Annotated in this window: 17 protein-coding genes; 10 read left to right on the forward strand and 7 right to left on the reverse strand. The window is 67.7% G+C overall.

Annotated elements, in window-relative coordinates:
• Positions 1–145 precede the first annotated feature (145 nt).
• Together P3L18_RS13290 and P3L18_RS13295 are read right to left on the reverse strand one after the other, a co-directional pair.
• A complete protein-coding gene (locus P3L18_RS13290; protein ID WP_014361355.1) occupies positions 146–1,654 on the reverse strand; it encodes a hypothetical protein in 1,509 nt (502 codons plus the stop codon).
• Positions 1,655–1,707: 53 nt separating this feature from the next.
• On the reverse strand, positions 1,708–2,601 hold the full coding sequence (locus P3L18_RS13295) for an SGNH/GDSL hydrolase family protein (RefSeq protein ID WP_276114314.1): 894 nt from the start codon (positions 2,599–2,601) through the stop codon (positions 1,708–1,710).
• A gap of 169 nt (positions 2,602–2,770) precedes the next feature.
• On the opposite strand from P3L18_RS13295, the gene P3L18_RS13300 reads away from it, so the two are divergent.
• The 3 genes from P3L18_RS13300 to purM all read left to right on the forward strand — a co-directional run bounded on the left by P3L18_RS13300 (position 2,771) and on the right by purM (position 6,137).
• Positions 2,771–3,181, forward strand: a complete 411-nt coding sequence (locus P3L18_RS13300) for a sterol carrier family protein (protein WP_006368123.1) — start codon at positions 2,771–2,773, stop codon at positions 3,179–3,181.
• A 227-nt stretch (positions 3,182–3,408) separates the two neighbouring features.
• Positions 3,409–4,992, forward strand: coding sequence for an amidophosphoribosyltransferase (gene purF, locus P3L18_RS13305; protein WP_006368124.1), 1,584 nt, complete (start codon positions 3,409–3,411; stop codon positions 4,990–4,992).
• Between the two features lie 23 nt (positions 4,993–5,015).
• On the forward strand, positions 5,016–6,137 hold the full coding sequence (gene purM / locus P3L18_RS13310; protein ID WP_014361354.1) for a phosphoribosylformylglycinamidine cyclo-ligase: 1,122 nt from the start codon (positions 5,016–5,018) through the stop codon (positions 6,135–6,137).
• A gap of 185 nt (positions 6,138–6,322) precedes the next feature.
• On the opposite strand, the gene P3L18_RS13315 is transcribed toward purM, so the two are convergent.
• The 3 genes from P3L18_RS13315 to P3L18_RS13325 all read right to left on the reverse strand — a co-directional run bounded on the left by P3L18_RS13315 (position 6,323) and on the right by P3L18_RS13325 (position 8,573).
• Entirely contained in the window at positions 6,323–6,499 is a 177-nt protein-coding gene (locus P3L18_RS13315) for a DUF3073 domain-containing protein (RefSeq protein WP_006368126.1), read from the reverse strand.
• Positions 6,500–6,690: 191 nt separating this feature from the next.
• A complete protein-coding gene (locus tag P3L18_RS13320) occupies positions 6,691–7,383 on the reverse strand; it encodes an MOSC domain-containing protein (protein WP_079928773.1) in 693 nt (230 codons plus the stop codon).
• Positions 7,380–8,573, reverse strand: coding sequence for a folate-binding protein (locus P3L18_RS13325; RefSeq protein ID WP_276114315.1), 1,194 nt, complete (start codon positions 8,571–8,573; stop codon positions 7,380–7,382). Before P3L18_RS13325 ends, P3L18_RS13320 begins: the two co-directional genes overlap by 4 nt.
• A 67-nt stretch (positions 8,574–8,640) precedes the next feature.
• Between P3L18_RS13325 and P3L18_RS13330 the strand changes: the two genes are divergently transcribed.
• The 7 genes from P3L18_RS13330 (at position 8,641) to P3L18_RS13360 (ending at position 17,902) form a co-directional block, all read left to right on the forward strand.
• A complete protein-coding gene (locus P3L18_RS13330) occupies positions 8,641–9,531 on the forward strand; it encodes an aminodeoxychorismate lyase (RefSeq protein WP_271355834.1) in 891 nt (296 codons plus the stop codon).
• Positions 9,532–9,729: 198 nt separating this feature from the next.
• The gene (locus P3L18_RS13335) at positions 9,730–11,295 is read left to right on the forward strand and encodes a cytochrome ubiquinol oxidase subunit I (protein ID WP_276114316.1); all 1,566 of its coding nucleotides are present in this window, start codon (positions 9,730–9,732) and stop codon (positions 11,293–11,295) included.
• 12 nt (positions 11,296–11,307) lie between these two features.
• On the forward strand, positions 11,308–12,384 hold the full coding sequence (gene cydB, locus P3L18_RS13340; protein WP_006368131.1) for a cytochrome d ubiquinol oxidase subunit II: 1,077 nt from the start codon (positions 11,308–11,310) through the stop codon (positions 12,382–12,384).
• A complete protein-coding gene (gene cydD, locus P3L18_RS13345; RefSeq protein ID WP_276114317.1) occupies positions 12,375–14,087 on the forward strand; it encodes a thiol reductant ABC exporter subunit CydD in 1,713 nt (570 codons plus the stop codon). The genes cydB and cydD overlap by 10 nt, the downstream gene beginning before the upstream one ends.
• Positions 14,088–14,139: 52 nt before the next feature.
• On the forward strand, positions 14,140–15,864 hold the full coding sequence (cydC, locus tag P3L18_RS13350) for a thiol reductant ABC exporter subunit CydC (RefSeq protein ID WP_276114410.1): 1,725 nt from the start codon (positions 14,140–14,142) through the stop codon (positions 15,862–15,864).
• A gap of 386 nt (positions 15,865–16,250) precedes the next feature.
• Complete coding sequence (locus P3L18_RS13355; protein WP_253194058.1) at positions 16,251–17,054, forward strand: hypothetical protein; 804 nt, start codon at positions 16,251–16,253, stop codon at positions 17,052–17,054.
• A gap of 122 nt (positions 17,055–17,176) precedes the next feature.
• Positions 17,177–17,902, forward strand: a complete 726-nt coding sequence (locus P3L18_RS13360) for a hypothetical protein (RefSeq protein WP_276114318.1) — start codon at positions 17,177–17,179, stop codon at positions 17,900–17,902.
• 3 nt (positions 17,903–17,905) lie between these two features.
• Here the strand turns inward: P3L18_RS13360 and P3L18_RS13365 are convergent, their stop codons facing one another.
• Both P3L18_RS13365 and P3L18_RS13370 read right to left on the reverse strand, forming a co-directional pair.
• Positions 17,906–19,123, reverse strand: coding sequence for a DUF6297 family protein (locus P3L18_RS13365; RefSeq protein ID WP_276114319.1), 1,218 nt, complete (start codon positions 19,121–19,123; stop codon positions 17,906–17,908).
• Positions 19,120–19,731 (reverse strand): ATP-binding cassette domain-containing protein, encoded by a 612-nt coding sequence (locus tag P3L18_RS13370; RefSeq protein WP_276114320.1) that lies wholly within the window; start codon positions 19,729–19,731, stop codon positions 19,120–19,122. Before P3L18_RS13370 ends, P3L18_RS13365 begins: the two co-directional genes overlap by 4 nt.
• Positions 19,732–19,737: the final 6 nt, after the last annotated feature.

The raw sequence follows: 19,737 nt of genomic DNA on the forward strand, positions 1-19,737 counted from the left end.
GGAGAAAGGGAACGCCACTAACGCTCCTTGGCACCTCGACCATTGGGACGAAAGATCCGACGGGCTGATCGACCACCGGGACGAAAGATCCGACGGGCTGCTCGACCACCGAAAAGAACGGCCTCGAGACCCGGTCAGCCGACGCTCATAGGGTCCAGGAGTGCACCGGCTCGCCCTCGTGCATGTGGGTGACGTAGTCGGCCAGCATTCCGCGGAGGGCGGTGGTGCGGTCCTCGCCGGCCTGCTCGCGTGCGGCGACTGCCCGACGCTGCCATACCGAGCCGGTTTGTCTTGTGACGCAGCGGCCTTCGATGACCGACAGGTAGCGGGCACGCGCTTTGGAGGAGACTCCGAATGCGCGGAGGCCGTCGTCGGCGAGGGGGAGTAGTCGACGGAGGGTGAGCTCGTCGGGGCGCACCCAGCCCACGTCGGGCCAATACAGTTGCGACTCAAGGCCTCCGCGGGCGCCGGCATGCAGATTCTCGGCAGCGGCATTGAACGACATCTGCGACCACAGCGGCCGGTCGGCCTCCACGAGACCGCGGACCACCCCGTAGTAGAACGCGGCGTTGGCCATGGTGTCGACGACGGTCGGCCCGGCGGGCAGCACACGGTTCTCCACCCGCAAATGGGCCTGCCCGTCGACGACGTCGTAGACCGGCCGGTTCCAGCGGTACACGGTGCCGTTGTGCAGACGCAGTTCCTCGAGCGCAGGGATGCGCCCCGCGTCGAGTTCGGCGAGCGGATCGACGTCCGTCGACACCGGTAGCAGCGCAGGAAAATAGCGGGTGTTCTCCTCGAACAGGTCGAAGATCGTGTTGATCCATCGCTCCCCGAACCACACTCGCGGTCGCACGCCCTGGTTCTTCAGTTCCAGCGGCCGGGTGTCGGTCGCCTGCTCGAAGACGGGGATGCGACTCTCGTGCCACAGCGCTGTCCCTGCCAGGAACGGGGCGTTGCCGGCCAGCGCGACCTGCACCCCGGCGATCGCCTGCGCGGCATTCCAATGCGCGGCGAAATCCTCCGGTGCCACCCGAAGATGGAGTTGCAGGGACGTACACGCGGCCTCGGGCAGGATGGAATCGGTTGAGGTGTGCAGTCTTTCGCTGACGTGATGCTCGCCGAGCGGGACCCCGGCGATGTCGATCTCGATGTCCTCACCGCGGGCGGCAAAGATCTGTTGGTTCAGCAGGTCGTAACGCGGATTCGCCGAGATCCATTGATGTGCGAAGTGCTCGGTCCGCAGGGTGGGCAGCGTGCCGATCATGACGAGGTGCGTACCGACGCGGGTGGCCTGTTGCTCGGCGCGATTGAGCGAGGTGCGCAGCCGTTGTTCGAGAGACATCGTGTCGTTGTCGACGAAAGGCCGCGGCGAGACGTTGATCTCGATGTTGAACTGGCCGAGTTCGGTCTGATAGTCGGGGTCGGCGATGGCGTCGAGCACCTCGGCGTTGGCCATGGCCGGGTTCATCTCGTCGTCGACGAGATTGAGCTCGACCTCCATGCCGAGCAACGGCTCGGGCGGAGCGCCGTGGTCGGTGAACAAGCCGTCGGCGAGCATCCGGGCGATCGCCTCGGTGCCCCGGCTGACCTGCTTGCGAAAACGCACCCGGTCGGCGCCGGAGAACTGCTGGGTGCTGACGTCGGTGCCCATTGCTCAATCCTGCCCGGTCCGTCCGGGTTGCGGGCGCGATCAGCGCAGGGCACTCAACGCAGGGCGGCCACGACCTGATCGGCCATCGCCTGCTGGCCGCGCGCGTTGGCGTGCATGGACGGGAAGTTGACCGCACCCAGCGTCGGCTCGACCCAGCGCCGATCACCCGCGCAGGCATCGTGGCCTGCGGACGCCTTCGTCATATCGACGAAGGTCGCATGCGTCGTCGCCGCGGCACGGCGCAAGGCGTCGTTGAGGGCGGCGAAGGCCTGGTGCAGGTATTCGGTGTCGGCGGGCGTGGTGAGCAGCGCAGCCGAGCAGACCGGGGATCCCACGGCCGGGAAGATCTGCGGATATCCGGCGAGCACGACACGGGCGTTCGGGGCGGCGCGGTCGATGTGGCGCAACGCATTCACCAGGTCGGGGTAGGTCGAGGTGTTGATCTTGTCGACCAACGAGGTGCCGAATGCATCGCGGCACGGGGCGGCCGACAGCGGCGCGGACAGCCAGGCCTGCTGGCAGGCCGACGTCGAGTCGCTGAACAGCCCGTTGTTGTTCGCGCCGATCGTCAGGGTGATCAAGTGGGTCGCCGGTCCCAACGCGTTGATCTGCGGTCCCTGCCACCGGTACTGCGACTGGGTCAGGTCGGCGGTCGTCGCGCCGGCGCAGCTGACGTCGGCGACATTCATCCCACGTCGCTTGGCGACGAGGTGGGAGTAGTTGACGCTCGAGTTCGAGCAGAAGGTGGCCGCACTCGTGGCCTGGGGGAACACCGATGCGCCTGCGCTGTAGCTGTCACCGAGGTTCACGTAGGGATATCCGTCGGCCGCCTGCGCCCCGCCGGCCTGAGCGAGTCCGCCGAGAAGGGCGACGGCTGTGGCCGCCGCGGTCAGCACGGTTCGGATGCCGAGGCGTCGGTGGGGGCTGCGGCCGTACGGCAATGGCATTCGGTGACTCCAGATCGTGGTGCTCGTGTTACTGACGTTGTTAGTGTGACAAATGGTACTGATGATGTCGTCGGGTTCGTCCGGAGCGTTACCGGAATGGGTCCTGACTGCCCGGCCGCGTGCCCGAACGATCCCGCCGCGAGGCGGCGTGAATCGACGGCGAGGCATCATGGGCGGCGTGCCCGCCCGAAAACCCATCGATCCCACCGACACCCGCGCAGCGGTACTCGCTGTCGTCGAGTGGTTGCGCGATGAGCAACTGCCCGCGCCTGCACGGCCCACGCTCGCGGCCGCGGTCCGGCTGACCGCGCGCACGCTGGAGGACATCGCACCGGGGAACTCCGTCGAGGTCCGAGTGCCACCGTACGTGGCCGTCCAATGCATCGAGGGTCCGCGGCACACGCGGGGGACTCCGCCGAACGTCGTGGAGACCGACCCGCGCACCTGGTTGAGCCTGGTCGTGGGGGATGCGCGATTCGCCGATGCCGTCGAGTCCGGTGCGGTCACGGCGTCGGGGTCCCGCGCGGGCGAGGTCGCGCAGTGGCTGCCCCTGGTGCCGGTGCCCCGCCCCGACCTATGACCCTGCTCACCCCGGAGGAATATCGTCGGGCGCGTCGTCGCTGCACGGTTGGCATCGGGGCAGTACCGATCGGTAGACTCCGGAGGGTCTCCAGCCCATTGCCGCGTTGGCTTCCGCACGGCCGGTCTCGCCCGTGATCGGATCACCATCGTGACCCGACATCTCATCCGGCCGTCGTGTCCGCGTCCGGATGTGCAGACCAGAGCCCAGCCCCAGGGAGATCGTCGATGACCGAAGAGTCGATAGCCGGCCGGAACCTCCTGGCCCCCACGTCGCGGGCATGTCCCTCGAGCCGACCGATCGACGAACCCGAGAACGAGCCGCGCGAGGAGTGCGGCGTTTTTGGTGTCTGGGCTCCGGGTGAGGACGTCGCGAAGCTCTCGTACTACGGCCTCTACGCCCTGCAGCACCGTGGTCAGGAGGCCGCCGGGATCGCGGTCGGCGACGGCTCGCAGGTGCTGGTCTTCAAAGATCTCGGACTCGTCAGCCAGGTGTTCGACGAGCAGACGCTGGCATCGATGGTCGGCCACGTCGCGATCGGCCATTGCCGCTACTCGACGACCGGATCGACCACCTGGGAGAACTCCCAGCCGATCTTCCGCACCACCGACGCCGGGACAGGGGTTGCGCTGGGCCACAACGGCAATCTGGTCAACACCGCGGAGCTCGCGGCGCGCGCGCGTGAGGTCGGCATCAAGAGCACCGCGGCGACCTCGGATTCCGACGTCGTCGGCGCGCTGCTGGCCCATGGTGCCGCCGACAGCAGCATCGAGCAGGCGGCCATGGAGTTGCTCCCCACCCTGCGCGGTGCCTTCTGCCTGACCTTCATGGATGAGCACACCTTGTACGCGGCGCGCGACCCGCACGGTGTCCGCCCGCTGTGCCTGGGCCGTCTCGACCGGGGGTGGGTCGTCGCCTCGGAGACCGCGGCCCTCGACATCGTCGGTGCGTCGTTCGTGCGTGACATCGAACCCGGTGAGCTGCTCGCCATCGACGCCGACGGCGTGCGCAGTTCCCGTTTCGCCGAGCCGACGCCACGCGGCTGCGTCTTCGAGTACGTCTATCTCGCCCGCCCGGACAGCGTCATCCACGGCCGTTCGGTGCATTCCACGCGTGTCGACATCGGGCGGCGGCTGGCCCGCGAGTTCCCGGCGGTCGGCGACCTGGTGATCCCGGTACCCGAGTCGGGTACGCCTGCGGCCGTCGGGTTCGCCCAGGAGTCGGGGATTCCCTACGGGCAGGGGCTGATGAAGAACGCCTACGTCGGCCGTACCTTCATCCAGCCGTCGCAAACCATTCGTCAGCTCGGTATCCGTCTCAAGCTGAACCCGCTCAAAGAGGTCATCCGCGGCAAACGTCTTGTTGTCGTTGATGATTCGATCGTGCGTGGCAACACCCAACGCGCATTGATCCGGATGCTGCGGGAGGCGGGTGCGGCCGAGGTGCACGTCCGTATCGCGTCGAGTCCGGTGCGCTGGCCCTGTTTCTACGGCATCGATTTCGCCTCGCCCGCCGAACTGATCGCCAACGGCATGGAGTCCGAGGAGCACATGGTCGAGGGCGTCCGGCAGGCGATCGGCGCCGATTCGCTCGGCTACATCAGTACCGAGGAGATGATCGCGGCGACGCATCAGGAGCCGTCGGCGCTGTGTGCGGCATGCTTCGACGGCAACTATCCGATCGAACTGCCCAAGGAGTCGTCGCTGGGCAAGGCGGTGCTCGAGCAGATGCTCGCCAACGCCGCCGACGACGCCCGGATCGACCCATTGACCGCTCCCAATGACAACGTCAGCGCCGTGATGCGGCCCTGAAGCACTCGGGTAGCGTGTCTCCCGTGAGCGAACAGGATGCGGCTGACGAGAAGTCCACTTCACCTTCCGCGGATCTTCCTTCTGGCGGCCTGTCGTACGCGGGGGCCGGGGTCGACATCGACGCCGGTGATCGCGCTGTCGAGCTGATCGGGCCGCACGCCAAACGCGCCACCCGCCCGGAGGTTCTCGGCGGCCTCGGTGGATTCTCCGGACTGTTCGCCCTCAAGGGCAACTACCGCGAGCCGGTACTCGCCGCGGCGAGCGACGGCGTCGGCACCAAACTCGCCGTCGCGCAAGCGATCGGCAAACACGACACCGTCGGCCAGGACCTGGTGGCCATGTGCGTCGACGACCTCGTGGTGTGCGGCGCCGAACCGCTGTTCCTGCAGGACTACATCGCCATCGGCAAGGTGGTCCCGGAGACGGTCGCCGAGATCGTCGCCGGCATCGCCGACGGCTGCGTGATCGCCGGCTGCGCACTGCTCGGTGGCGAGACCGCCGAACATCCCGGTCTCATGCGCGACGACCACTACGACCTCTCGGCGACCGCGGTGGGCGTCGTCGAGGCCGACCAGGTGCTCTCGCCGGATCGGGTCCGCGCCGGCGACTCGGTGATCGCACTGGGTTCCTCGGGCCTGCACTCCAACGGATATTCGCTGGCGCGCAAGGTCCTTCTCGATTGGGGCCACATGGATCTCGGAGGCGATGTCGAGGAATTCGGTCGCACCCTCGGTGAGGAACTCCTCGAACCGACACGCATCTACGCACGCGATTGCCTCGCGCTGGCGGCCGAGGCCGATGTTCGGACGTTCGCCCACATCACCGGTGGCGGGCTCGCCGAGAACCTGGCCCGGGTCATCCCGTCGGGGCTCGTGGCCGAACTCGAACGCAATACCTGGACTCCCGCACCGATTTTCGCCATGATCGCCCAGCGCGGTCGCGTCGAGCAGGCCGAGATGGAACGCACCTTCAACATGGGTGTCGGCATGGTGGCCGTGGTGGCGCCCGAGGACACCGATCGTGCCCAGGCGGTACTGACCGCGCGCCACGTCGACAACTGGGTGCTCGGCACCATCAAGCGCAATCCCGAGGCCAAGGGTGGATCGGGGCGCGTGAACCTCGTCGGCGATCACCCACGCTTCTGACAAGCGCTACTACAAGTAACCGCCCGGGGAGACGCTGAGAAACCAACGATCACCGGTCCGTTCGCCGAACGCACTCGAGACTTGCGTTCGATGAACGAACCGGTGATCGCCTGTGGTGGCGCTACCGTGACGACGACGCCGGGGCGGTCGGCGTCAAGGGGTGAGCGAAATGAGGGCGGTCGCGCTCAGGCGCGACGCCACTCGTCCTCTTCAAGCCACTCGTCCACCGGATCCGGGCGGTCTGCCGAATCCGCCGAACCCGACAACTCGCGCTGCAAGCTGTCGAAGTCGGTGTGGGGAGTGGAGTACTTCAGCTGACGAGCAACCTTCGTCTGCTTTGCTTTAGCCCGGCCGCGGCCCATATGGGACCCCCTCGCACAATGACGGGGCGGCCAAACTGGTGGCGGCCCCGTTCTCTCGGTAGTTGAGTATCTCGTGGGCACCAGTTTAGCGCGCGTTTCGCGATTACGCGGATTGCCCCGGCAATGGCACGCCGACCAGCTGCGATGGGGTGTTGCCCGGGGCCTTCCCGGTGTGCTCGGGCCGGTGGCCGTCAGACCTTCGCGACGCGGGCGAGATGTCGGCTCGCCTCGCGACGAACCTTCGCGGGTAGGTCGTCGGCGGCCAGCAGGGTCTGTAGGGGCTCGGCGTCGGTGCCGGTCAGCAGATCGCGGACGGTGACTCCGTGGTCCGGGCGGGCGACGACGCGGATCTCGTCGCCGGCCCCGATGCTTCCGGGCGTGAGAACCCGCAGGTAGGTGCCGACGTCACCCTGCTGCATGAACCGTTTGACCCACCGGGGCTCGCCCGCCCACACGGCGAAGGTCCGGCACGGGGTCCGGGGGATGGTGGTCTCCAGCAGGACGCCGGTCGAGGGATCCTCCGGTGGCCCGACCCACCAGCGTTCGCCGACGAGCGCATCGGTGACGGGCAGGCCGTCGACGCGCAGGTTCTCCCCGAACCAGCCGTAGGGCAGGTCGCGACCGAGCTCGTCGGCCCAGCGGCGCGCCTCGCGGTCGTCGTAGGCGTAGACGGCCTGGTCGTGGCCCCCATGGTGTTTCGTGTCACGGACGTGGTCGTTCAACAGGCCGAGCTCGCCGACCTGCACCCGCCCGTCGTGGGGGCGCTTGTCGATGGCGCTGATGCCCGCCCGGCCGAGGTCGACGTCGGCGTGGACCGCGCAGACCGCCAGGACGCGCCCGTCCGGCTGACCCTGGTGTGCCGGCTCGGGCGGGGTCACCGTCATGCCCGTCCGCGGAGGCGTTCGACGGCCGCCCGGCCCGCCTGGACCCGGTCGTCGGCGTCCACGGAGTCGGGATCGACGCGGGCGGCCATCGGGGGTTCGTCGGCGTCGCCATTCACGAGTAACTCGACGTCGGGGCCGATGCCGCGCTTGAGCAGTCCGAGGGCGATGGGGCCGAGGTCGAAGTGGTCGACGGCGGTGCCGAGGCGGCCGACGGTGCGCCCTCCCGCGGTGATCGGGGTTCCGGGCGGCGGACGGTGATCGGAACTGCCGTCGAGATGCAGCAGCACGAGTTGCCGCGGCGGCTTACCGAGATTGTGCACGCGAGCGACGGTCTCCTGACCGCGGTAACAGCCCTTGTCGAGGTGGACGGCGCCGAAACGCTCCGGACCGCCGATCCATCTCGCCTCGTGGGGGATGGTGCGTTCGTCGGTGTCGACGCCGAGGCGGGGACGCCGGGCGGCGACACGCAGGGCGTCGAAGGCCCAGCTGCCGGCCATCCGTGCGCCGGCCTCGGTGAGCTGCTCCCACCAGCGCAGCAGCAGGAACTCCGGTACGACGAGGTCGACCATCGGCAGCGAGGTGTCGGTGTGCGGTCCCTCCGACAGGGGCGGCATCATCCGCCAGAAGCCGAGCGGCTCGTCCTCGTGATGGGATTCGGGCAGGTCGCCGGCCTGGTAGGGCGCGGCGTCGGGGTCGATCTCGAGGAGATCGGCGATCGGTCCGCGCACCGCGTCGGGGCCGATGAGGGTGAGGACCTTGACGTCGGCACGCGCCGCGGGTTGCACCTTGGCCCAGAAGACCATCCTGGTGAGGAACGTCAGCAGGGCCTCGCCGCGTGCGGCCTCGGTGTCGATCCAGATGACCTCGTCGACGTCGGTGAGCACGAAATGGTCCTCGACTCGGCCGTTGGCGTCGAGGGACAGCGCCTCGGCACTCGACCGGTCACCGAGGTCGCTCACCTGCTGCGAGCAGATCGTGTTCAGCCAGGTGAGGCGTTCGGGGCCGGGGAGTTCGAGGACCGCACGGTCGGTGCGGTCGACGATGGCCGCGCCGCGGACCGCCGCCCGCTGCTCACCGAGGGGATCGCCGTAATGCCAGGCGACTCCAGTGCCCTGCGGAGTGGTGGGAGTCTCGGGAGCGGCGACCGCGCCCTGGCTGGAATACCTGGTCAGGATGGGTGAGCGGCTCACGAGTCGAGTCTACGCGGCGGGTCGATAGGGTGGCGGCATGTCCCAGCCCGACAAGTCCCAGCCCGCAGTGTCGCAGTCCATCCTGGTGTCCCTCGATGGAACCGTCCTCGATCCCGAGGTCCCGTTCCTGCATGCCGACGATCTGGCCGCGGTGCGGGGCGACGGGATCTTCGAGACGCTGCTGATCCGCGACGGATGGGCGCGGTGCGTCACCCTTCATCTGCAGCGTCTGGCCCGCTCCGCGGAGATGCTCGATCTGCCCGAGCCGGATGCCGAGAAGTGGCGTTCGGCGATCGAGGTGGCGACGCGCACGTGGGTCGACCGCAACGGTGAGTTCGCCGAAGGTCTTCTACGCCTTGTCTATTCGCGTGGGCGGGAAGCTCATCCGGCAGGCGCGGGTGCCGAGTCCGGGGCGCCGACGGCGTACCTGACGGTTGGTCCGGTCGCCGAGCGGGTCGTAGCGGTCCGGGCGAACGGGGTCTCGGTGATCACCCTGGACCGCGGCTACTCGATCGATGTCGCCGACGCCGCCCCGTGGCAGTTGCTCGGTGCCAAGACCCTCAGCTATGCGACCAACATGGCTGCGCTGCGTCATGCCGCCGACAACGGCTACGACGATGTGATCTACGTCAGCAGCGAGGGTGCGATTCTGGAGGGTCCGCGCTCGACGGTCGTTGCTGTGATGGGGAAGACACTCGTCACCCCGCCGGCCGAAATCGGCATCCTGCCCGGCACCACCCAGGTGGCGACGTTCGCGTTGGCGGCCGAAGAAGGCTGGCAGACCGAGACCCGGGTACTGCGTCCGGCCGATCTGCTCGAGGCCGATTCGGTGTGGCTGATCAGCAGCGTCACCCTCGCCGCGCGGGTGACCGCGCTCAACGGTCACCCCCTGCCTGTGACGGAAGTTTGCCAGGATTTTATCGATTTGGTCGACCGCGCCATTTCTGCTGACCGATAATGGCTGGTGTCTGCGGGCTCTCCCCGCGGACACCAGCGAGATCCAGCCCACAAATGAACCCAGGTGACGGGACTTTTGGCGCTTGTTCGCGTGAGTGGCCAGGCGTAGCGTCACCGGTACGGTTACTACGTGGTGTAGTAGCCAACTTTCGTCCCGCGTCTCGCAGCCCGAGACGCGACCATGCGATTCGAGGCGACGTTGAACGCTCTGGATTTGTCACGATGGCAATTCGGTATCACGACCGTTTATCACTTCTTGTTCGTCCCGTTGACCATCGGTCTCGCGCCGATGGTGGCGATCATGCAGACGGTCTGGCACAAGACCGGAAACGAGCAGTGGTTACGAGCCACGAAATTCTTCGGGAAGCTATTCCTGATCAATTTCGCCCTCGGTGTGGCCACCGGTATCGTTCAGGAGTTCCAATTCGGAATGAACTGGAGCGAATACAGCCGATACGTCGCCGATGTGTTCGGCGCGCCGCTGGCCCTCGAGGGACTGATCGCCTTCTTCCTCGAGTCGACCTTCCTCGGTCTGTGGATCTTCGGCTGGTCGCGTCTGCCGCGTCGGGTGCACCTGGCCACCATCTGGCTGGTCGCGATCGGCGTGACCGCATCGGCGTACTTCATCATCGCCGCGAACTCGTGGATGCAGCACCCGGTGGGTGTGGCCTGGGATGAAACGCGTAACCGCCCGGCCATGAACAACTTCTGGGCGGTCATCACCAACAACACGACCCTCGCCGCGTTCCCGCACGTGATCGCCGGTGCATGGCTGACCGCGGCCACCTTCGTCGGGGGCATCGGTATCTGGTGGATGTCGCGAAACATGTGGCGCGCCAAGAAGTTGCGCGTGGCCATCGACACCGGCGACACGAGGGGGATGCCCAAGACCACCTCGCCGAGCCAGATCGATGCCACCCCAGAGGATCTCGAGCGCGACGCCCATCGCCTGTGGCGTCCGGTGACCCGGTTCGCGTGCTGGGTGGCCATCGTCGCCGGCGTGCTGTTGTTCATCACCGGGGACTTCCAGGCGCAGATCATGTTCAAACAGCAGCCGATGAAGATGGCGTCGGCGGAATCGCTGTGCAACACCCAGGAGAATGCCGGTTTCTCGGTGCTCTCGATCGGGCGGCAGAACAATTGTGCCGACATCGACCACGTCATCGAGATCCCGGGCATGCTGTCCTTCCTGGCCACGCATCGCTTCGGTGAAACTTTGCAGGGCGTGAATCAGTTGCAGACGCAATATCAGGAAGCGCTGAACATGCCCGGCCAGAACTTCGCCCCCAATCTGTTCGTCACCTACTGGGGATTCCGCGCGATGATCACCTGGGCGCTCGGATCGGTCGTCGTGGCCTTCGGTGGACTGTGGTTCACCCGGCGAAAGAAGGTGGTCGAATCCAGACGCCTGGGCCTGTTGGCCCTCTGGATGATCCCGACCCCGTTCCTGGCCAACGCTTCCGGCTGGATCTTCACCGAGATGGGCCGCCAGCCGTGGGTGGTCGCACCCAACTGGGAGAACAACCTCGACCCGTTGCGCATACACATGCTCGTGGCCGACGGCGTCTCCAACCACACGCCACCGATCCTGTGGGTCACCATGATCGGCTTCACGCTGCTCTACGGCGGACTGGGTGTGGTGTGGTTCCTCCTGCAACGGCGTTACGCCATCGAGGGTCCCGCGGCATATGACCACATCGCTCCGGAGGTGGAGTCCGACGACTCCTATTCCGATGAGCCCAAACAGCTTTCGTTCGCGTACTGAGGAGCGGGACAGATGTCACTCGAAAACTTCTGGTTCATCGTCGTCGCGGTCCTGTTCATCGGATACTTCGTTCTCGAGGGCTTCGACTTCGGTGTCGGCATGCTGATGCCGTTCCTCGGCGCGAGCCACACCGGTGGCGACGAGAAGGTCGCGGCCGACGACGATGCCGCCGACCCGGACAAGCGCAGGCGTGCGCTGCTCAACACCATCGGCCCGGTGTGGGACGGCAACGAGGTGTGGCTGCTGACCGCCGGCGGTGCGCTGTTCGCGGCGTTCGGTGGTTGGTATGCAACGATGTTCACCGCGTTCTACCTGCCGCTGTTCCTGATCTTGATCGGACTGATCACCCGGGTCGTGGCCATCGAATGGCGGGGCAAGATCAACGACCCGCGCTGGCGGATGTGGTGCGACGTCGGCATCGGCCTGGGATCGTGGATTCCCGCATTGCTGTGGGGCGTGGCCTTCGCCAACGTCGTCCGCGGTCTGCCGATCGACGCCGCGCACCAGTACACCGGCGGATTCTTCAACCTGCTCAATCCCTATGCGCTACTCGGCGGTGTCACCACGCTGCTCGCGTTCCTGACCCACGGTGCGGTCTTCCTCGGACTCAAGACCAGCGGCGTGCTGCAGCAGGACGCGATGAGATACGCCAAGCTGCTGGCCATTCCGACGCTGGTCGTGGCCGCGGCGTTCCTGCTGTGGACGCAGTTCGCCTACGGCAACGGCTGGACGTGGATCCCGGTGCTCATCGCCGCTGTCGCCGCGCTGGTGATGGTGGCGGCGACCCAGGTGCAGCGCGAGGGCATCGCCTTCCTGGCGACCTCGATCGCCATCGCCGGGACCGTGGCGACGCTGTTCTCGGTGCTGTTCCCGAATGTGCTTCCGTCGACCACTGATTCGGCCTACAACCTGACCGTCGCCAACACCGCGTCGAGTCATTACACGCTGACCGTGATGACGATCGCCGCGCTGATCATGACGCCCATCGTCATCGCCTATCAGGGGTGGACCTACTGGGTCTTCCGCAAGCGCATCAGCGTTGGCCAGATCCCGGCACCCACCGGCCTGTCGTTGAAGGCATGGCAATAGCGGACGCGGACGGGGGTTCTCGACGCGCACGGCGGGCCCGCCCGCCGCTCGATCCCCGCCTGCTGCGGTATTCGCCCGCCACCCGGCGCTATGTGCTGGTGACCGCATTGCTGGCGGCGGTCACCACGGTCGCGGTGATCGTCACCGCGATGATGACGGCGTCGGTCCTCGCGGAGTTGGTGACCGAGCCGGCGCGCCGTTCCCTGGCCGCACAGTCGGTGCACCTGTGGGTGCTGGCGGCGGCGGTCGCCGTCCGCGTGCTCACCTCGTTCGGCCACGATCGGTACGCGCATCGGGCCTCGGCGACCGCGATCGCCGAGCTGCGCGCCCGCGCCCTGGATGTGCTGACCGACCCGGACCGCACGCCGCCGCGAGAGCTGGTGCAGCGCCGCGAACACGCGACGACGGTGCTGCTACGGGGACTGGGCGCGCTGGGCCCGTATCTGTCGGGATATGTGCCGGCGCTGATCGTGACGGTTCTGGTCACGCCGACTGTGCTGGCCGTCATCGCCGTCGCCGACTGGCCGTCGGCGGTGATCATCGTGATCACGCTGCCGCTGATCCCGCTGTTCATGATCCTCATCGGACTGATGACACGTGATCGCACCGAGCGCAAGCTCGCGACGATGAGCCGGCTCAGCGCTCAACTGCTCGACCTGGTCACCGGTTTGCCGACGCTGCGCGCACTCAATCGCGCTCGCGCGCCCGCCCGGCAGGTTGCCGACCTCGGGCAGGCGCACCGGCGCAGTTCGATGTCGTCGTTGCGGGTGGCGTTTCTGTCCGGTGGGGTCCTGGAGTTCCTCGCGACCATCAGTGTGGCGTTGGTCGCCGTCGGTATCGGCTTGCGTCTGGTGTCGGGCGAGATGACCTTGTACGCAGGTGTTCTCGCACTCATCCTGGCGCCCGAGGCCTACCTGCCGTTGCGGCAGGTCGGTGCGCAGTTCCACAACTCGGTCGACGGGGTGACCGCTGCCGGCGAGGTGCTCGATCTCATCGACTCCGGTTCCGCGGGTGCGGGTGTCGGCCGGACGCGCTCGTGCACCGTTGCCGGAGAACCGATCCGGTTGCTCGACGTCGGTGTGCACGGCCGGGACGGCTGGGCGCCCTACGAGCTCACGGCGACCGCGAATCCCGGTGAGCTGACGGTGTTCACCGGACCCAACGGGTCGGGCAAGTCGACGATGTTCGCCGCCATCCTCGGACTGCTCGCCCCCGACGAGGGGTCGGTGCTCGTCGGGTCGATCCCGGTGGCCGAACTCGAACCCGACGCCTATCACGAGCAGGTCGCGTGGCTGCCCCAGCAGCCGGTCGTGGTGCCCGGCACAGTCGCCTACAACCTCGCCCTCTTCGGCGCACTCGATCCGGCGCAGCTCCACCGAGCCTGCGCCGCAACGGGTTTCGACGAGGTTCTGGCCTCGTTGCCGGACGGCGCCGACACCGTGCTCGGTACCGGGGGCGTCGGGCTGTCCGCGGGACAGCGGCAGCGACTCGCGCTGACCCGGGTGCTGGCCTCACCGTCGCCGCTGCTGCTGCTCGACGAGCCCACCGCACACCTCGACGCCGCGAGCGAGGAGTCGGTGCTCGCCGCGCTGGCCGCGCGGGCGCGCGCCGGTGACACCGTGCTCGTCGTCGCGCATCGCGATGTGGCCCGCGCCAACGCCGACCACGTCGTCGAACTCCCGGAGGTGCTCGGTGTCCGCTGATCTCGCTGAGACCTCTGATGTCTCAACAAGCACTGGGCGGCATCGCGATCCGTTGCTCCGCGCGTTGGGATTCCTCGGTCTGCGCACCCGGCCGGTGCTGTGGTCGCTGATGCTCGGCGTGGCCGGTGCCCTCTCGGCGCTGGGGCTCGCTGCGCTCTCGGCGTGGCTGATCACCCGAGCCTGGCAGATGCCGCCGGTGCTGTACCTGTCGGTCGCGATCACCGCCGTTCGCGCGCTGGGCATCTCGCGGGGACTGTTCCGGTACCTGGAGCGGCTGGCCACCCATGACCTCGCACTCGGCGCGATGGCGACCGCACGCGAACGGCTGTACGTGGCGTTGGCGTCGGGATCGCCGGCCTACTCGGTGACCCTGCGCCGCGGAGATCTGTTGACCCGCACCGGAGATGACGTCGACGAGATCGGCAATGCGCTCATCCGGGCGTTCATTCCGATCGGCGTCGGGTTGACGACCTCGGCGGCCGCGGTGGCGATCATGGCGTTGGTGTCCGGCTGGGCGGCACTGGTCCTCGCGATCGCCCTGATCGTCTCCGGGGTGATCGCGCCCTGGCTGGCGGCCCGCGGCTCCGATCGTGCGCTCGGTGACGCCGCCCGCGCGAACACCGCGGTCGCCGAGGCGACCACCACCGCCCTGTGGCATGCGCCCGAGCTGGTCGTCTCCCGGCGGCGGCGCAGCGTGCTGGCGACCGCCCGGCAGGCCGACGCCGAGGCGATCCGGGCTGCCGACCGGGGCGAACGCATCGAAGCCCTGGCCGCCGCGGCGACCCCACTCTCGTTGGGGGCGTCGCTGATCGCGGCCTGCGTCATCGGGATCGGCCTCGCCTCGGGGGTTTCCGGCTCGCTGGCCGGCGTGTCGAGTACCACCGGCCTCCTGACGCCGATGGTGCTCGGCGTGTTGATCCTGTTGCCGCTGTCGTCCTTCGAGTCCACGGCGCCGCTGACCGAGGCGGGAATCCAACTCGAGCGCAGTCGGCAGAGCGCCGCACGGGTGATGGCACTCGTCGACGGGGCACGCCGGATCGGCGAGGACTCGGCGGTCGGGGATGCGGCGATCGACGACGTCGCTGTGCACGCCGCGCCCGCGACGCTGCGCCTCGACGCTCTGCGCTGGGGGTGGTCGGATGCGGCCGTGCTCGGCCCCGAGGCGGGTGTGACCGCAACGCTGACGCCGGGTGCACGGATGGCCGTCGTCGGACCCAGTGGTATCGGCAAATCGACGCTGCTGTTGACGATGGCCGGTCTGCTCGATGCCCGCGGTGGGTTGGTAACGGCCGCCGACGAAGCCGGGCAGCAGCTGACAATCCGTTCGGCGACATGTTATTTCGCCGAGGAGGCGCACATCTTCTCCACGTCGCTCGAGGAGAACCTCCGCGTCGCCCGCGGGGATGTGACCGTCGAGGAGATGCACGCGGCGCTCGCCGAGGTGGGTTTGGCCGACTGGGTGGCCGAACTGCCCGACGGGCTCGGCACCGAACTGACCGGCGGCGCCGAATCGCTCAGCGGTGGCCAGCGCCGGCGACTGCTGCTTGCGCGGGCGTTGCTGCACCGTGCGCCGATCGTGCTACTCGACGAGCCGACCGAGCATCTCGACGCCGCCGACGCCGAGCGCCTGCTGGCACGGATTCTCGACCCGTCGTCGGGCATGTTCGCCCCGGATCGCACCGTGGTGGTGGTGACGCATCAGCTGCCGGCGACGGCGCTGCATCCCGGGCGTGCCGAGTCGGTTCGGGTGGTCGACCTCAGCCCGGTCGCGCACTGACGTGACATCTCCCCTGTGAAACCCCCCGGAACGAAAACCTGTTGCCGGGCTTGAGGTTGCGGCGTAGTTTCGTCGGTACACATGGAAGGAGGTGGTCCGAAGTTGATTGGCAAACGGACAAGTGAGGTGACCATCCGCTGACGCGGAGATCCATCTGATATCCCTCGATCGATCCCTCGCGTCGGCGAATACCAGGTGGTCACCCGACCCCCGCACCCGACCTGGTCCGGTCGCTCGGCCCGAATTCCCGGGCGGTGCGGGGGTCGTTCCATGTGTGGGGTCCGTCGGGGTGAACCCCGGGTTTTCGGGTAGTGCACTACTCGTGTTCGGGCTGTCCGGCCGGTGTGGACTGGCACACAGATCAGCTCACCAACGCGGGAGACGTCATGAACACCGGGATCCTGGATTCGTCAGCAACTGCCTCATCGGCAACCGTGGGCATTGCGACCGCATCGACGCGGGAGTTCTCGGTACCCACCGGCGGGTTGTCGCGCTTTCTCACCCCGGGCGATCGCGACTGGAACGACGACGGCGCGGGTACCTGGATCGCGGGGTACGCCGGCGGGCTCACGTACACGTTGACTGCCGATTCCGTGGACTCGCGTCTGACCCTGCACAACCGCGGCCGCACCGATCTCGCCGTACTCTCGATTCCCGGCTTCACCGCGATGTCGGGTGCCCGGCTCACGCCACTGAGCGCAGGATCATCGGCGGCGTTGCCGGACAACGAGTTCCACGTGCTGCAGGCCGAACGCCGCGGCGGGCGGCCGGTCATCGTCGGCCAGATCGTCGACGACGGTGAGCCCGCCTTCCTCATCCACCCGCCACGGCCAGACGAGGTCGATTGGCCGCGTATGCCCGGTGCGGACGAGTTCTGGACGCCGTATTCGCCGGCGCCGTCGGCCGAGCCCGATCAGTCGGGTGCGGCGTCCGACAGCATCGCAGGAAGATACGACGCCACGGACGCCGGGGTGTGCTGCGAGAGTGTCGCGGGGATGGCCGTGGTCCACAATCGGGGGCCGCGACGGATCGCGGTGCTGATGACCGGGCTCGGCGGGGCCTTCGACCTCGTCGTCGCGCTCCCCGGGGAATCGATCCCGATCCCACCGGGCCCCGGCATCCACTATGTGCAGGCGGCGCGGGATTCCGGGCGGCCGGTCGTCGTCGACGTCATCCACGTGCGCCCCTGATGGGTATGACGCCTGATGTGTATGACGTTCTCGTGTACGACGTTTCCGGCGGAAACCGGGCAAATCGTCATGCTGATCGACCTTCCGGGTGGCATGGGGGGATTGGCGGTAGCGTATGCGCGGTGAATGAACCGGGGAGCCATTATTCGAATCCGTACCCACACCAGCAATGGGGTCCGTCGACGCCGCAGCCGTGGGGTGGCGGCCAGTACCCGGGCGGCTACGGGGTGCCCGGTGCGTATGGGGCAGCACCGTTCACACCACAGCCGAAGCCGCCGCTGCGTCATGTCGCGCTGACGCGGACGTTTGCCGCGTGCACGATGCTGGCGTGGTTGCTGATCGGTGTTTTCGGGTTTCTCACCTTCGCGACGGTGACCGCAAACGACGGCGGCGACTCGACGTTCAACGGATGGGCTCACTGGACCTCGCAGGGTGAGGGACTGCCGCTGATGGGCGGATCGCATGCGGTCGTCTTCCCTGGGGTGCTACTGCCCTTACTCATCCTCTTCCCGACGCTGCTGTCGTCGATCCTCATCCTGTGCAACGTCGCCCGGCGCGGATTCTCCGCGGTGAACGTGGTGTTCGGGGTCATCGGTGCGGGCGTGGCGACGGTGGCGGTCGTCGACCCCTCGGCTGTGGTCGGCACCTTCGACAACGACTCGTCGCAGTATGTCGACGCCCACTACACGTTCTCGGCCGGACCGTCGGCGATCCTGAACGTCGTCCTCGGGGTCGTGGTGGTGCTGCTGGGAATCGGCGGAATCATCTGGGGTGGCAAGGCGCCTGTGCCGGCCGCCTACGCACCGCCCGCGTACACACCGACGGGCCACATGCCGCCGTCGGTGTGAGGCTCAGCCGAGCATGCTCACCGCGGCGGCGGTGACTGCCATTGCCACCAACCCTCGCGCCTGCGTTGTCAGCAGAAAGGGTTGGACGGATGCCCCGGTGACGAGAGGTTCGTTCACCACCACCGAGTCGTAGGGAAGAGGCGGTCGCGTGGCGCGCCGCAGGACCGCGATCGTCGAGCCGACGAACAACACCACGACCGACGACCCGGGCAGCGGCCAGGCGAGGGCCGCTATGCAGGTGGCAATCGCCACCACGACGCCGGGAACCACCATGTGAGCAGCCCAGAGTGTGCGATCGTCGAGGGCGAGTGCTCGTCGGAGTGCGCGACCACCGCCGGCCGTGCGCAACCCGTCGGTCACCGAGTTCCCCGCGCAGTAGGCCAGCGCGGCGACCACCACCGCAGATCCGTGACGAAACAACAACGCCTGTGGGATGACCATCAGAGCCATCAGACACAGCAACGCGCGGATCACCGAATCCGGATGGCGTCGGAGACGGCGAAAGTCCAATTGCACCAACGAGAACGTCGGTGAGTCGACGAGTCGAGGGCCCCTGGACGCGAGATGGCATCGTTGCCAGCGAACCACCCGGGCGTCGGTGAGCCAGGTGACATCCATCGTCGAGACCGTGAGGCCGAGCGCCCCCGAGTATCCATCGGTGGGCGCTATCGTCCGGCGATGAAGGGTGGCCGGGGAGAGTTCCCGCAGGGGAGGGGCGATACCACGGCGTCGATCATCGACGACTTGCGCGAGGTAGGCCGCTCCGGCGGCCGTCAGGCCCGCGGTACCGCCCACGATCATCGATGCCACCATGAGGTCTGGCCGGAGAAGTCCCAACAGTGCTGCACCGCAGAGACATACGAGGATCGACGAGATTCCGACACGCGCCAGGTGCCTCCCCAGAACGCGTCCGCGCGGCGCTGGGCCCGACAAGGTCCATCGCGCGACCGCCCGTGAGACGCGTACCGGACCCCACACTCTCGCCCAACGGGACGCGAAGACCGCGACCACGATGATGCCGATCAGTAACGCCGGCAGCGGATGAGTGGCCGCCGCTCCGGTGAGCTGAACGACCGAGGCAACTCGCGACGGCGCGAGCAGGGTGCCGACCCCGCCGGCGAGGACCGCCACGCAGAAGACGACCTCCACCCACGAGACGTCGTAGCGTCGCATCCAGTGCGGCCGTAGGCCGCCGAGACGTTCACCGAACCGGGTGCTCATCGACCCAACTCCACGATCTGGTCGGCGCAGCGCTGCACCAGCGTCGCGCTGTGTGATGCGATGAGAACGGCGCGTCCCGACGAAGCGGCAGTCTCGATCTCGGTGGCCGCCCATTGTTGACCGTCGGCGTCGAGTGCACGCTCGGGTTCGTCGAGCACCAGCAGCCGTGATGGCCGGAGGAACGCTGCCGCGAGTGCGAAACGTTGTCGTTGACCGGAGGACAACGTGTGCGGGTAGCGATCGGCAAGGTCACCGAGCCCGGCATGGGTGAGCGCCGCGTCGACGTCGGTGGCGCCGGTTCGATGTGTGCGGACGAGTAATTCGAGGTGCTCTGCGACAGTCACGTCGAAGAACGTTGCGTCGTCGCCGGTATCGGCGGAGACAAGCGCGCGAAAGCGCGGCGACCGATCGTCTGGAGCCATCCCGAAAACGTCGATGGAGCCGGCGTCGAGCCGGTCGTCGTCGATGACGCACCGCAGCAGGGTGCTCTTGCCGCTGCCATTGGGTCCGACGACGGCGGCGCAACCGCCCGGCGGAACGACGAGATCGAGTCCGGTGAACAGGGTCTGATGATCAATGGTGCGTGTGGCACCGGTGATGGACAGCATGAGATG

Source organism: Gordonia sp. N1V, from assembly GCF_029269935.1.
Lineage (GTDB): Bacteria > Actinomycetota > Actinomycetes > Mycobacteriales > Mycobacteriaceae > Gordonia > Gordonia polyisoprenivorans.

Excerpts from the sequence above, each read along its gene's own strand:
- P3L18_RS13290 (WP_014361355.1), bottom strand. The coding sequence starts at position 1,654 with ATGGGCACCGACGTCAGCACCCAGCAGTTCTCCGGCGCCGACCGGGTG.
- P3L18_RS13295 (WP_276114314.1), bottom strand. The coding sequence starts at position 2,601 with ATGCCATTGCCGTACGGCCGCAGCCCCCACCGACGCCTCGGCATCCGA.
- P3L18_RS13300 (WP_006368123.1), top strand. The coding sequence starts at position 2,771 with ATGGGCGGCGTGCCCGCCCGAAAACCCATCGATCCCACCGACACCCGC.
- purF (WP_006368124.1), top strand. The coding sequence starts at position 3,409 with ATGACCGAAGAGTCGATAGCCGGCCGGAACCTCCTGGCCCCCACGTCG.
- P3L18_RS13315 (WP_006368126.1), bottom strand. The coding sequence starts at position 6,499 with ATGGGCCGCGGCCGGGCTAAAGCAAAGCAGACGAAGGTTGCTCGTCAG.
- P3L18_RS13320 (WP_079928773.1), bottom strand. The coding sequence starts at position 7,383 with ATGACGGTGACCCCGCCCGAGCCGGCACACCAGGGTCAGCCGGACGGG.
- cydB (WP_006368131.1), top strand. The coding sequence starts at position 11,308 with ATGTCACTCGAAAACTTCTGGTTCATCGTCGTCGCGGTCCTGTTCATC.
- cydD (WP_276114317.1), top strand. The coding sequence starts at position 12,375 with ATGGCAATAGCGGACGCGGACGGGGGTTCTCGACGCGCACGGCGGGCC.
- P3L18_RS13355 (WP_253194058.1), top strand. The coding sequence starts at position 16,251 with ATGAACACCGGGATCCTGGATTCGTCAGCAACTGCCTCATCGGCAACC.
- P3L18_RS13365 (WP_276114319.1), bottom strand. The coding sequence starts at position 19,123 with ATGAGCACCCGGTTCGGTGAACGTCTCGGCGGCCTACGGCCGCACTGG.
- P3L18_RS13370 (WP_276114320.1), bottom strand. The coding sequence starts at position 19,731 with ATGCTGTCCATCACCGGTGCCACACGCACCATTGATCATCAGACCCTG.